Source organism: Pseudomonas sp. 5Vm1k (assembly GCF_056161485.1).
Map to the genome: position 1 here is coordinate 386012 of NZ_JBSPCZ010000006.1, position 14787 is coordinate 400798.

General features: G+C 59.2%; 7 protein-coding genes and 1 pseudogene. 4 read left to right on the forward strand and 4 right to left on the reverse strand.

All coding sequences use genetic code 11. The annotated features are described in order from the left end of the window. The first annotated feature begins 47 nt into the window (after positions 1-47). The gene (locus ACWIKB_RS15145; protein ID WP_475267811.1) at positions 48-1172 is read left to right on the forward strand and encodes an OpgC family protein; all 1125 of its coding nucleotides are present in this window, start codon (positions 48-50) and stop codon (positions 1170-1172) included. Positions 1173-1335: 163 nt separating this feature from the next. On the opposite strand, the gene ACWIKB_RS15150 is transcribed toward ACWIKB_RS15145, so the two are convergent. Beyond that, entirely contained in the window at positions 1336-2757 is a 1422-nt protein-coding gene (locus ACWIKB_RS15150) for an amino acid permease (protein WP_475267813.1), read from the reverse strand. A gap of 639 nt (positions 2758-3396) precedes the next feature. On the opposite strand from ACWIKB_RS15150, the pseudogene ACWIKB_RS15155 reads away from it, so the two are divergent. The 3 genes and pseudogenes from ACWIKB_RS15155 (at position 3397) to ACWIKB_RS15165 (ending at position 12129) form a co-directional block, all read left to right on the forward strand. After that, positions 3397-3855: pseudogene (locus tag ACWIKB_RS15155) on the forward strand (REP-associated tyrosine transposase). A gap of 302 nt (positions 3856-4157) precedes the next feature. Then, positions 4158-7268: a transglycosylase domain-containing protein gene (locus ACWIKB_RS15160; protein WP_475267815.1), complete on the forward strand. Its 3111-nt coding sequence runs from the start codon at positions 4158-4160 to the stop codon at positions 7266-7268. 196 nt (positions 7269-7464) lie between these two features. Further along, a complete protein-coding gene (locus tag ACWIKB_RS15165; RefSeq protein WP_475267817.1) occupies positions 7465-12129 on the forward strand; it encodes an NEL-type E3 ubiquitin ligase domain-containing protein in 4665 nt (1554 codons plus the stop codon). A 123-nt stretch (positions 12130-12252) separates the two neighbouring features. Here ACWIKB_RS15165 and ACWIKB_RS15170 read toward each other — a convergent pair whose 3' ends face one another. Genes ACWIKB_RS15170 through ACWIKB_RS15180 form a run of 3 tightly spaced genes read right to left on the reverse strand, consistent with a single transcriptional unit; the run spans position 12253 to position 14786 of the window. Continuing rightward, positions 12253-12753, reverse strand: a complete 501-nt coding sequence (locus tag ACWIKB_RS15170; RefSeq protein ID WP_475267819.1) for a CS1 type fimbrial major subunit — start codon at positions 12751-12753, stop codon at positions 12253-12255. Positions 12754-12787: 34 nt separating this feature from the next. Next, complete coding sequence (locus ACWIKB_RS15175) at positions 12788-13531, reverse strand: molecular chaperone (protein ID WP_475267821.1); 744 nt, start codon at positions 13529-13531, stop codon at positions 12788-12790. Positions 13532-13568: 37 nt separating this feature from the next. Next, positions 13569-14786, reverse strand: a complete 1218-nt coding sequence (locus tag ACWIKB_RS15180; RefSeq protein WP_475267823.1) for a hypothetical protein — start codon at positions 14784-14786, stop codon at positions 13569-13571. Between the last annotated feature and the right edge of the window lies 1 nt (position 14787).

The window sequence follows — 14787 nt, forward strand, 5'->3', positions numbered from 1 at the left end:
CGCCGCGTAACGCTCCTTACTCAACACCCGTTCAAGAGCCCTCAGCCATGACGTCTGAACGCGATCACCGCATCGACTTTTTTCGAGGCCTGGCCCTGATCTTCATATTCTGGGATCACGTGCCGCACAACCCACTCGGGCAACTCACTCCGCGTAATTTCGGTTTCAGCGATGCTGCGGAAATTTTCGTGTTTCTTGCCGGGTACGCGGCGGTCCTGGCCTACGGCAAGATCCTCAAGCGCGACGGTTATCTGATCGCCTGCGTGAAAATCCTGCGCCGCGCCTGGGTGCTCTACGTGGTGCATATTTTTTTGCTGGCGATGCTGATGGGCATCGTGTTCTTCGCCAACAGCCATGTGGAAACCCGCGACCTGGTGGAAGAAATGGGCATGCACCACTTCATCACCAATCCCCAGCAAGCGCTGACGGATGAGTTGCTGCTGCGCTTCAAACCGAACCTCATGGACCCGCTGCCGCTGTACATCGTGCTGCTGGCCGGTTTGCCGTTGGTGTTGCCGATGCTGCTGCGCGCGCCATGGGCGGCGGTGGCCGTGTCGTTGACGGTGTACCTGCTGGCGCCCTGGTTTGGCTGGAACCTGGCGGCCATCAAGGATGGCGTGTGGTACTTCAACCCGGTGGTCTGGCAACTGCTGTTCGTACTCGGTGGCGCTACCGCGATTCACGGGCAGCGACCGCGACTGTCCGATACCCGACCGCTGATGCGCCAACCGTTGTTTGTCAGTGCGCTGGTGTATGCGGTGCTCGCCGGGGTGATTACGATCTCCTGGCGCTGGCCGGAAATACACGACGCGGTGATGCCGGCGTGGCTGAGTAACTTGCTGTACCCGATCAGCAAGACCGACCTGTCGCCGGTGCGCCTGCTGCACTTCCTGGCGCTGGCCTACGTCACCGCCAAGCTGTTGCCCGACAGCGGCTGGACACAAAACTGGCTGGCGCAGCAAAGCTGTCGCATGGGGCGTTATTCGCTGGAAGTCTTTTGCCTGGGCGTGCTGTTGGCGCCGTTGGCGGACATGGTCAATGCCATGACCGACGATGCTTTCGCCATGCAAATCTTCAGCGCACTGGTGGGGGCCGGGTTGATGGCGTTGTTGGGGGTTTGGCTGGATTTCAATAAGCGGTTGAACCGACCGGTTTCGGCGGTGCCTGCTTAAAGTCAAAAGATCGCAGCCTGCGGCAGCTCCTACATTGGAATGCGTTCAACCGGTCGACCGCAATCACCTGTAGGAGCTGCCGAAGGCTGCGATCTTTTGATCTTCAAAACGAAAAAGCCCCGATCATCACGACCGGGGCTTTTTGCATTTCAAGCGTTACACCTTACGAAACCGAGCGCACCGCACCTTGTGTCACGTTGGTCGGTTGCAACTTGAACACGTAGAACAACACCGTCAGCAGCACCAGGAACGCAGGTCCCACATACAGCGCCACGCGGGTGTCCGGGAAGTACGCCATCAGGCCGACCACCAGCACCAGGAACGCCAGCGCCAGGTAAGAACTGACCGGATACAGCCACATCTTGTATTTCAGGCCGGCTCGTTCGCTGGCGCTCAGGCCTTTGCGGAACTTGAGCTGGGCCAGCAGGATCATCACCCAGGTCCAGATCGCGCCGAAGGTGGCAATCGCCGTCACCCAGACGAAGACTTTTTCCGGGACTATGTAGTTGAGCAGCACACCCAGCAACAGCACGAAGATCGACAACAGCAGCGCGCGACGAGGCACGCCGTTGCTCGAGGTCTTGGCGAAACCGGCCGGGGCCTGACCGTTCTGGGCCAGGCTGTAGAGCATGCGACCAGTGCTGAAGATGCCACCGTTGCAGGACGACAGCGCTGCCGTGATCACCACAAAGTTGATGATACCGGCGGCAGTCTTGATGCCCAGACGCTCAAAGGTCATCACGAACGGGCTGCCCTGAGTGCCGATTTCGTTCCACGGGTAGATCGACAGGATCACGAACAACGCACCGACGTAGAACAACAGAATCCGCCAGAACACCGAGCCGATCGCATTGGGAATGGTCTTCTGCGGGTTCTTTGCTTCACCGGCGGTCAGGCCGATCATCTCGACGCCGAGGTAAGCGAACATCACCATTTGCAGGGACATCAACACGCCTTGCACGCCGTTGGGCATGAAGCCGCCGTGGGCCCACAGGTTGGAAATCCCCAAAGCCACGCCGTCGTTGCCGAAACCGAACGCGATCACACCGATGCCGCCGATGACCATCGCAATGATGGTGACGATCTTGATCAGGGCGAACCAGAACTCGAACTCACCGAAGGCTTTTACCGCGATCAGGTTGATGGTGCCCATGCTGATCAATGCCGACAGCGCCCAGATCCAGCGCGGCACTTCGGGGAACCAGACGCCCATGTACACCGCCACCGCGGTGATTTCCGCGACACAGGTCACCAGCCACAGGAACCAGTAGTTCCAACCGGTCAGGAAACCGGCCAATGGGCCAAGATAGTCTTGAGCGTAACGGCTGAAGGAGCCGGCAACCGGGTTGTGCACGGCCATCTCGCCGAGGGCGCGCATGATCACCAGGATCGCCAGACCGCCGATGATGTAGGACAGCATGATGGCCGGGCCGGCCATTTCGATGGCCTTGGCCGAACCGAGGAACAGGCCGACGCCGATACAGGCACCGAGTGCCATCAAGCGAATATGCCGTTCGCCCAGTTCGCGTTTAAGCGGGCCGCCCTGAGCGGTCTCGCCTTGGGGCAGATGATTGCCTGCTGGCATAGGGGTACAACCTCGTCTTGTTATTGGATGTGACCACCGAGTAAACGAAGCGCGGACCGATAAGCCAGCGCTTCCCGATACCGGGCCTGCCTTGTGGGCAAACCCGTCTTGTAGGACAAAACCTGCAAGATCAGCGGGGCGTGCAGTATAAAAAGCTTCCGACAGGGTTTTTCACTCTATAAACCACAACATTCAGGCACAACTCTCGCCAAAAGCCCGGTTTACGGAGGGGCATTACCTGGGTTTTGCAGGATTATTCGCTGCTGAAACGGCGGGGAGTATTGCACGGTAATGGTGCGTCGTCATGCTTGGACCTCATTCGGATTTAACCTCCTAAAGGCTCTAGTTCAAACATTTCAGACACATTAAAACCTGTGGCGAGGGGGCTTGCCCCCGTTCGGCTGCGCAGCAGTCGTAAAACCTGTGGATGCGGTTTGACTGAAGGAATGCTGGGGGTGCTTCGCACTCCAACGGGGGCAAGCCCCCTCGCCACAGGCAAGCCCGCCTCACCACAGGCAAGTCCCCTCAGCACATTTGTCCTTCACACAGATCAGACTTTTCACTCAACCATTGCAGCGCCGAGGATGGCTGTCGACCGCTAGTCTGAAAGCGTCAATTACCACGCAAGGAGGCAATGGATTGCCTACTCAACCAAATTCGCATCGCTTGCGTCGAGGCCGATGAGCCGAGGCCGGTCGCGCTTATCTCATTACTGCAGTTATTCATAATCGCCAACCCATCTTTTCTGATTGGCGATTGGGACGCCTGCTTGTTCAGGAACTGCGTCGAGCTCACGAATCGGGTCAAGTGGACTCAATTGCTTGGGTTGTAATGCCCGATCACTTCCATTGGCTAATGCAGTTACACGACAACAATCTGGCAAATGTCATTGGCGCTACCAAGTCGCGTTGTACTCGGGCAGTTAACAATGCGACCGGCCGGTGCGGTCCGCTGTGGCAATCCGGTTTTCACGACCGAGCAATCCGAGACGGTGAAGACCTTTTGCCGTTTGCTCGTTACATCGTTGGCAACCCGCTGCGTGCCGGGTTAGTAGATAAATACGGTGACTATCCGCTTTGGGATGCTTGTTGGCTTTGAACACGGATCCAAGGTTGGACATTCATTGTGGCGAGGGGGCTCGCCCCCGTTCGGCTGCGCAGCAGTCGTGAAACCTGTGAATGCGGGTTGATTGAGGAATGCAGGGAGTGCTTCGCACTCCGACGGGGGCAAGCCCCCTCGCCACAGGGGTTTGTCGTTTTATAGCTTGGTGGCAGAAAATCTGAGGGCACCACCACTCATACGATTTCGAAATTTCTCTATTCACAATTTTTTCACCATCGCCAACCACCGTCTAAGCTTCAGACAAGTCCGATCAATCTGCGTGAATGGATCAGTCGACTATGGGCGCGTTATGGCAATCCGATTCGAGTAAAACCGTGGTTCCGACTGAACGTGTGGATGATGCGCCTTTACCTGAAAAACCCCGTCGTACCAAACACGGCTGGAAGGCGTTCTGGTTGTTGCTGCTGATTATCCTGATTGTGCTGGGCCTGGCCGCCGCCAAGGAAATGCGTACTTCGAAGTTTCAGGCCCGGGAAGTCAGCAAATTTGCCGCGTCCCTGAGTTATGACGTGCAACCCGGCCCCAGCGATGCAATTCGCTACCCCGGTGCCGGTCCGTTCGATTTGCGGCTGGGTTACAGCTCAATGGGCGAGTTTCTGCCACGGCTGCTCAAGCGCAATTACGTCATTGCCTCACAAACCCGCTTTTCCCCGGCGCTGATGAAGTACAGCGACCGAGGCTTTTTCGTGCCCTATGCGGAGAAAATCCAGGCCGGGCTGTCGATCACCGATTGCCGTGCGGCGCCGCTGTACCAGTTCAACTACCCGCAACAGCTCTATTCCAGCTTCGAGTCGATCCCGCCGGTGGTGGTCAACAGCCTGCTGTTCATCGAAAACCGTTTCCTGCTCGATCCCAAGCAGCCCTTGGCCAACCCGGCCGTGGACTGGCCGCGGTTCGGCATGGCCGCGTGGTCCCAGGTGGCCAAGTTGATGCACCTGCCGGGGCAGTCGGCGGGCGGCAGCACCCTGGCGACGCAGCTTGAGAAATACCGCCACTCCCCCGATGGCTTGACCGTCTCGGGCGCGGAGAAAATCCGCCAGATGATTTCCGCCAGCGTGCGCGCCTATCAGACCGGCCCGCAAACCTTGCAGGTGCGGCAAAACGTGGTACGCGACTACCTCAATAGCGTGCCGCTGTCGGCAGTGCCCGGCCACGGTGAAGTGCATGGCATGGCCGAAGGCCTGCGCGTCTGGTACGGCGCCGATTTCAACAAGGCCAATGAAACCCTGGCCAGCACCGCCACGGATCCAAAAACCATGGCCGCCAAAGGTCTGGCCTTGCGTGAAATGCTGTCGCTGATGATTGCCCAGCGCCGTCCTTCTCACTACTTGACCAAAGGCCACGAAGAACTGGCCGACCTCACTGACAGCCACATCCGCCTGCTCGCCCAGAACAATGTCATCGATGCACAGTTCGCCGCCGCCGCGCTGGCCAGTAAAGTGACCTACCGCGACTGGCAGACCCAGCCGACCATCCAGCCGATCGAAACCAACAAAGGCATCAGCACCGCCCGCAGTCGGTTGGCCTCCATGCTCAATCGTCCGCTGTATGACCTCGATCGCCTCGACCTGTCGGCCACCAGCACCTTGCAAAGTGACTTGCAGGCCCAGGCCACCGAGTACCTGAAACACCTGGCCGACCCGGTCTTTGCCGGGCAGATCGGGCTGATCGGCGAACGCCTGCTCACGCCCACCAGCACCACGGCGGTGCGCTACAGCTTCACCCTGTTCGAACTGACCCCGGATGGCTCTCGCGTGCGGGTGCAGACCGACAGCACCGACCAGCCGTTCGACATTAACGAAGGCAGCAAACTTGAACTGGGCTCAACCGCGAAGATGCGGGTGCTGACCACGTACTTGCAGATCATCTCCGAGCTGCACGACAAGTACGGCGACAAAACCGTGGCCGAGTTGAAAAAAACCGACGTTCCCGATCAGGATCGCCTGAGCCGCTGGGTCGTCGACTACCTGATCCAGAACAGCGATCGCGACCTGTCGAAAATGCTCGGCGCCGCGCTTGATCGCAAATACTCCGCCAGCCCCGGCGAAGCCTTCTTCACCGGCGGCGGGCTGCACGTGTTCCATAACTTCCGCAATGAAGACAACGGCCGCATGCCGACCCTGCGCGATGCCATTCGTGAGTCAATCAACCTGCCGTTCATTCGGCTGATGCGTGACATCGTGCGCTACACCACCTATTCCGGCCCCAATAGCAGCGCCGAACTGCTCAAGGACGACCGCGACCCTCGGCGTCAGGAATACCTGGCTTCGTTTGCCGACAAGGAAGGCACGTCGTTCCTGCTCAAGTTCTGGAAAAAATACAGGAACAAGAACACCGACGCGCGCCTCGAAACCTTCCTCGACAGCATGCGCCCGACCCCGATCCGCATGGCCGCCGTGCATCGCTATCTCTACCCGGACGCCGAACAGGCCGCCTTCAATACTTTCGTGCGCGCACACCTCAAAGGCGCCAAGCTCACCGAAAAACTCACCGACGAACGTCTGGAGCGCCTCTACCTGAGCTACGGTCCTGGCTCATATGACCTGCCGGACCAGGGCTTTATCGCCAAGGTCCACCCGCTGGACCTGTGGCTGATTGGCTACTTGCTCAACCACCCCGATGCCAAGTGGAGCGAGATCGTCACAGCCAGCCAGTTCGAGCGCCAGGAGGTCTATAGCTGGCTGTTCAAGAGCAAACACAAAGGTGCCCGCGACAGCCGCATCCGTACCATGTTGGAGATCGAGGCGTTCCTCGACATTCACCAGCGCTGGCAGAAAGTCGGCTATCCGTTCGATCACCTCGTTCCGTCGCTGGCCACGGCCATCGGCAGTTCCGGCGACCGGCCGGCGGCGTTGGCCGAGCTGATCGGCACCATCCTCAACGACGGCGTGCGCATGCCAACCCTGCGCATCGACAGCCTGCATTTCGCCGCCAATACGCCGTATGAAACCCAAGTGATCAATGACCCGAACGTCGGTAAACGGGTAATGCCTTCCGAAGTCGCCGCGGCCATGCGCGAAGCCTTGTCCCATGTGGTGGACGCCGGTACGGCCAAACGGGTGTCCGGCAGTTTCAAACTACTGGACGGCACACCGCTGGCGATGGGCGGCAAGACCGGCACCGGGGATAACCGCATCGAAGCCATTGGCGCCGGTGGACGGATCCTCAGTTCGAAATCGATCAACCGCACCGCGACGTTCGTGTTCTACATCGGCGATCACCACTTCGGCACCTTGACCGCGTTCGTACCAGGCCGTTCTGCCGAAACATTCAAATTCACTTCGGCGTTGCCGGTGCAAGTACTCAAGGGCATGGCGCCGATCCTGACTCCGTATTTGCAGCCGGGTCGCAACACCGAATGCCAGGCACCGGTGGTCGTCCAGCGATGATGCCGACCACCGCTGTCGTGATGTCCTACGCAAAAAACGCCATTAGTTACGGTGGCGGTAAATAAGTATTTTCGGCATTCCAATTTTCAATCGTTAACCCGCCCGAACGGCACTTCGGGCTCAGTCATTTCGACTTTTTTTATTGACGGCAGTGGATAGCCTGAAGCGTTCCAATTTCACGATTAGAACGGTCGCAATGTCTCAGTTACAGTCAGTCATAACCCTGCTCCCAACCGATGACCTGCCGGATCATAAGGGCCGGCATTACGCCCAGATCCGGGACAGTATCGGCGCCACGTTTACCGCTGCGTCCTTGACCCGGGTACAAGCGCTCGGCAGTGCCAGCCTCCAGCGGGAGAGCTGGTACACGACAGCCGACGAACAGTTGAAAACCGCCAACACTGAAGCCTGGGGCGCGCAAAACGACGTCGACCAGATGCTCGACAGTCTTCAGGACGTCCGGACATTCGCCGCGCCCCTGCTTAACGCCGCACTGAAAAAAAAGTACCGTCTCGACCTTGATGTGGCGGGCACTTACCTGCGGCTCTACATCCCCAAGGGAACGCCCTGGTATGTGATTGATACCTCGGCTGCCGTGACCACACGTACGGTGTCATTGCTGGACGCGGCGGTGCATAACTTCGCCCGTTCCGAAACCTTTGAAGCCGGGTCCGATTTCATAACCCAGCCCGATCATCGCGGTCACTTCGACATCCTGCCGATCAAACGAACAATGAGCATCCGCCAGTTCCAGGCCCTGTGCCGGGAACTGGATATCGGTGCCCGCTACCAACGTCATCTCGACAGTATCTTGCTGCCTGCCGACCCCGTGGCCGCGGCCGTTCTGCAGTACAAGGTCACCACCAACCAGAATGCTGCGCTTCACGCCACCGCCCATCTGGCCCTGGCGAAAAACGACATCAGCCGCAATGCCCATAGCGTGGTGCTGCGCCTGTTCGAGGGGCAACCGGGCCTGACCCTGGACGGCAAAGTCATGCAGGCGTTTGACCTGGCGATGATGGACACGACGCTGACCGGCATTGTGGTGTTTGCCCCGGTCGATCAGCAAAGTCGCGGCACCGACAGGGTAATTGTCTACATTCCCCATGACCCCGAGCACCCGCTGAAGGAATACCGCTCGACCTCCGATTTCATGCAAGAGCTGATGCGTCAACTGCGCGCCAACAAGGTGCTGCCCTCCAGCGGATTGACCTATCAGCAATTCTTCAGCCAGTTCGTCGACCAGCAACAGCGCGGGCATTTTTTCGGCGATCTGGGGCAGCGCCTCAGCCGCGTCAAATGGCATGAAAAACATCCGCTGGACCCGCGCCCTACCTGGCGCGAAACACCGGTGGAAAAACCCAATCTGCAGTTTTCCGTCGCGCCCATCAACCGTCCGTTGTGGGAACACCTGTATCAACAAACGCTCAACAAGATCCTCAACGACGCCCGGGAAATTGCCGTATCCACCGCCGACACCAACAGCCGCGCACGCTGGGCCTGGTGGGACAACTTCAAGAAAATCGTCTCGGATATTTTCAACGTCGTGCTGATGGTGGCAACGCCGTTCGTGCCGGGCCTTGGCGAACTCATGCTCGCCTACACCGCCTACCAATTGACCAACGATGTCGTGGAAGGCGTGGTGGACCTGGCGGAAGGTCTTTGGGCCGAAGCCGCCGAACATGTGATCTCGGTGGTGACGGACATTGTGCAACTGGCGGTGTTTGCGGCGGGCGGTGCGATCGGCAACGAGTTTCGCCTCAAGCTTTCGCCGTTTATCGAGGGCACGAAACCGGTTCAACTGGACAACGGTGACACCCGGTTGTGGAACCCCGACCTCACGCCTTACGAGCAAAAAAATCTCACGCTTGACGAGGATTCCAGCCCGGATGCCTTGGGCCTGCATCGCCTCGACGACCAGCAGGTTCTGCCGATGAACGACCGGCTCTACGTCGTGGAAAAGGATCCCGACACTGGCGCACACCGTGTCCTGCACCCTGAACGACCAAATGCCTACGCGCCGAAATTGACTCACAACGGTCGCGGTGCCTGGCTGCATGAAGGCGAGAACCCGCGCACTTGGGACAAAGTCACCTTGATGAAACGCCTGGGCCACAGCACCGATGGTTTCACCAGCGCGCAATTGGAAGGCATCCTGCTCATCAGCGGTGTCGACGAAGGCGCGTTGCGCCGCATGCATGTCGAGAGTACGCCGCCACCGTTGTTGCTGGACGAAACCCTCCGGCGCCTCAAGGCCGCCGACGACACCGCGGCCCCCGGCAGCAATGACCCGAATGCCCGGCAGTTGCAGCACGAATACCCGACCTTGTCCGCCGACATCGCCGAAGCCCTGGTGGCCGGAGCAAAGAAAAGCGAGCGGGACGCGCTGTCCGGACAACAACGCATTCCCCTGAACCTGGCAGCCCAGGCCCGCGAATGTGCTTTTGAAATCCGCACGACACGCGCCGTCGAAGGCTTCTTCAAGACTGATCGGCTGGGCGTTGATACCGAACGTCTTACCCTGAACGTGCTGCGCTTGAATACCGATACCTATAAAGACCTGCGCATCGAGGTACGTGATGGTTCGTTCGGCGGTGAGTTGCGCTGCGCTGTCGGGCCCGAAGACGCCTCGCTCGTGCGCTACCTGTTGCGTAACGAACAGGGGCGCTACGAAGTCCGCGATGCCCACAATCACCCGCTGCATGGGACGGCTGACTGGTATGAGTCGGTCCTGCGTGCACTGCCCAATCAACAGCGTCGGCAACTGGGCTACCGTCCGGGCCAGGGCACGTGGTTCCGCGAATGGCTGATCGCCAAGACCGAGCCTCCTTCCGAACGCCGGACCGTGCTGCTGGAACCGTCGATCCGGCCGGTGGCCGAGCCGCAAACCCTATTGCTGCTGCGCGGGCCCAAGCTGTCCCGCGATGGCGCTACGCTATATGAGCGCGTGACTGATCTTTACCCGGCGATGAGAGAGCGGGAAGCCGACGCCTTCGTCCGCTCGCTGAACGCCAGGCCCGACCCATTCGAGGTGATCGAAACACTCGAAGACGAATTGACGCTGTTACGCAGTACGGTTCAGTGGTGGCTGGAACAAAAATTTCCGACCTTGCCCGACGAACCGGTGATTTACCGAGGCACCCTCAAATACATTACTGAACGACTGTTGCAATGTTTCGAGCGACGCTCGCAGGTGTTTGATGAGAGCAGCAGCCTGGACGGAGGTTATACGCTGGATCTGTCGTCGGAGTTTCACCACCACAACCTTGAGCGCTGGTGGAAGGAGCTGCCCGATCTGAAAAAATACTTCGATCAGGTCACCACACTGGCGCTAGATAACACCCAGTTCTCGGAAGGCCCCGGCGGCTTGTTGAAAGACTTTCGCAACGTGCGTCATCTCAGCGCCAGGCGCTGCGAACTGCGGCGCCTGCCCGAGGGGGTGGGCAGGATGCATCTGCTGGAAACCCTGCGCCTGACCGACAACCGCATCGAGCTGACACCCGAGGCCGTGGAGCAACTGCGCAACCTGACCCGACTGGAAACCCTGCGCCTGGACAACAACCTGCTGGGCCGTTCACCGAATGTCGAACGGATGCCGCGCCTGACCGTCCTTAACCTGAGCAATACCGGGCTCGACACCTGGCCGCAGGGGGTGTTCAGCAAACGTCGTCCGCGCGGTTTTTTCCTGGATTTGCAAGACAACCCGATTACCCGTGTTCCCAAGGTGATCCCCGGTTCGGACAGCGCCATGATCATCGCGCGTACCCGCGTCTCTGCGCCGGACCTGCCGCAAACCGCCCAGTTCGAAATCAGCGAATATCGGCAGTCGGTAGGCTTGCCCCGGCGGATTGTGTTTGCCCCCGCCGCCGAACGCGCGCGGCAAAAATGGCCTGCCGCTGACGATTCGTATTTGTGGGGCAGCGCGCCGGGATTGGGTACCTACAGAGCGGAAGCGTGGGACAAGTTGATCACCGAGCCGAACGCCGAAGGCTTTTTCAGCGTGATCGACAACCTCACTCGGTCTTCCGATTACATGGCTGGTGGTGAATGGCGCAAACAGCTGTCCGCTCGGGTCTGGAACATGATCGATGCCATTGACCTCGACACCCGCCTGCGCGAGGAGTTGTTCACCATGGCCACGGCGCCCACCAATTGCGCCGACGCCGGGGCGCAGCTGTTCAACAACATGGGGGTCAAGGTTCTCGCCTCGCGGGCGTACTCGTACTCGACTTACCGCGCGTCACTGGAGAAGGCACTGGTGACCCTGGCCAAAGGCGCCGCGCGCCTGGATCGTGTCGATGACATCGCCCGGGCCGATATCGTGGCCCGTAGTGGCAACCCGGATGAAGTCGAGGTGTACCTGGCGTATGAAACCGCGCTGGCGGATCGCCTGGCGTTGCCTTGGCAATCGGAAAGCATGCTGTACCGGCCGATCGCCGGCGTCAGTGACAGCGCCATCGACCAGGCGTTCGAGACGGTGTTGTCCATGGAAGACGGCGACGGACTGGTCAATGCCATGCTGGAGCAACCGTTCTGGGACCAGTACCTGCGGGAGACCTGGCCCGACGAGTTCCACGACAACGCGCAGCGCTATGAACGGCTCTCCAATCTGCTTGAAACCCTGCGTGAGGCGCAATCGGAATGGGCCAAGGCCGAGGTATTGCCCCAGACCCACAGGACTCGACTGCGGGAACGGATACAGGTTCTGGCGCGACAATTGTCCATCCCGGAACAAGTGATATTCACCGGGGAAGCCATGACCGAGCAGACCTACAACATTCTCTACAACGACCTGGGCTACAAACAACAGGCACTGGCCCGGCAAAAAACCCGTGAGGCGCTGGATCGCGCAACACTGTAAGCACACCACACTCCCCTGTGGGAGCGGGCTTGCTCGCGAATAGGCCATGTCAGTCGACATCAATGCTGAATGACACACCGCATTCGCGAGCAAGCCCGCTCCCACAGGGGCTTTCGCCAACCATTACGCCCCCGGCGCCCGGGCATTGAACAACAACAGCACATTGCCGTAATAATCCCCAGCCCGATAACCCCCGGCCGGCTGCTGCGGTTCTATCTCCAGCAACACTCGCGCCCCCACCGCGGCATCGGCGGCAGTCACCACCAGCCGGGGCTCGACGGCATGGCTCAGTTCCACACCATTGAAGCGCACGCGCAAGGCGATGTCGTCCGCCGGGCGGCCATTGGACAGGTACGCCGGCTCTTCCAGACGCGCTTCAATCGCGCTGTTGTCGTGACGCACGTCGAAGTATTTGCGCAGACTGCCCAACCGGGAGGTCGCAACAATCCATGGCAGGATCTGTTCGCGGTGAATCCAGGTGGTGTCGACCGGCACGATGTAAAACGAGCGGGTCGGGACCGTCACAGTCACTTCGAAGGTGTGTTCCTCGCGGGCGGCCAGTGCGCAAAGGCTGGTCAGTGCCGTTGCCGCCAGCAGGGCGGCCACCGTGCATTGCTTGATCATGTTTGTTACCCACAGCGTCAATTGGAAGCCGCCACTATCGACTGGCTATTGTCAGCACTTTCTTGTTGTCGCCCTCGATCAAGATGAAGCGGTGCTCGCGTCCCTTTTCCTTGTCGAAGGCGAACGTCTTGCCGGCCATCACGTGATGCTTGGTGGTCGGCCGACAATCGTTTTCGTCGGTGATCGAGCAACTCTTGAATTCATCGACCACCACCACGGTGTTGCCGTTGTTGCGCAGCTCATAACGCTCGGTGCTGTCGGTGACCACCGTATCGAAACGGGCATTCTTCGGGCGAACAAAGAAGATCGTGCCGAACCCGGTCATCACGTTTACCCCGGCCGACAAACTCTTTTTGTAGTCCTCGCGTTCTTCGTTGGAGACCACGAATTCATCTTCTTTCTCCGGCACCACGGGTACGAAACGCACGCGGAAGTAGCGCTCCTTTTCGCGCTCGCCCATGAACAGCAACCGCGTGCCCTGCATGCCCTTGGCCGGCACGATCAACCGCGCAGGGCTGGCCATGACGCCTTGACGGGAGGCGCCGTCCGGCGCGCTCTCGATCGGTACTTCGCTAATTGTGCCGTCGGTGCCGTAGAGGATTTCCAGCACATTGATCTTGACGAAAGCGGTGCTGTCGCCACTGTTGAATACCCTTTTCAAGTACGTACTTTTATCGCCGTCCAGGTAGTCGTACACCGTGCCCACATTAATCTGCGGCCCGGCCTGGGCCGTCAGGCAAAACAGGCTGCTAACCCACATCAACAACAGACGTTTCATTGTCTATAACCTCAATAATGGCGAGTGTTTTTTATCTTCAGGTTTCCGAATCCCAGATCACCGTCATGGTGCCGGCGTAGTTACCCGGCACACCGGATTCGAGCATGGCGTGGGTCCAGAACTCGCCGATTTCGAAGTGCAGGATTCCCTTGCCGTTATCCACATAGAAGCTAGGCATGAGGTGCAAGGCTCCCGCGCTCCCAATTGTCAGCGGGAGGCGGTTGACCGGTCGCCCGTGTTGATCGGTCAGCCCGTTGGGCAACGTCACTTTCAGCTCCACGATGCCGTACCGGCGCGCATTCAGGTCGTTGATGACGCAATTGCTGCCCACGATGCTCGGACAGATCAACATCATCTTGAACTTCGATGACGCCGAGATATGGAAGGTCTGATCGCGGAACAACCGGTTGGGTTTGCGTCCTTCGTTGATCCAGCTTTGCCAGCCGCCCTGGGGCACCAACTCGACTTTATTGCCGCCGGGCGGGAGGGTCACTTTCAGGGTGTGCTGTACATCCAGAACGAAGTCCAGGGTCAGGTTGCCGTCATCGGGGTTCAGCCCGCCGATGTCGAAATCCTGGCCAGGGCCGAGGAAGTAATTCATGGAGCCGGTGTACAGTCCGCTCGACATGCCCAGCGGGTTGGGAGTTCGCAATTCGTAGGCAAAGTCCAGGGTGTCGAAGGACATGTAGGGAATCCGGTATGCCGCGACTTTGGTACAGGCCGCTTCCTCCGGGGTTTTCCAGAAAAACCGATAGGTATTGCCGGTGTAAGCCCCGACACCGCTGTACAGACAAGGAGGCGCCGCATATACCCAGCTATTGCTGGTCCAAAGCTTCTGGTGCCCTTCCCGTAAATCGATCACCCCCACCAGATTGGCAGCCGTATCACTCAATATGTAGTTGGAACCAATCCCCATGATGCGAACTTCGACGGTTTCCGATTCTCCGTTTTCTCTGTTAGTGACCGTCAGCTGTCGCCAATTGGCCGGTGCCTTGATCGGCACGCCAGTGCCCGGCGCAATTGCTGGACTGTGCCCGAAATGCACCGGTATCCGAATGCTGAACATATTGCTGTTCTTGCACTCGTCCGGATAAGTGGCGCAATACCCGCTGTCCGGGGTCTTGTTGATGAACACATTTCTTTGTGGCTGCGCTGGATCCGGCGTGAACAGCGCACGGATCTCCTGATTAATCGCCTCGGCGGTCGGCACCATCAGCGCCATCGTCAGCGCCAACCCGCCCGTGAACTTTTTCATA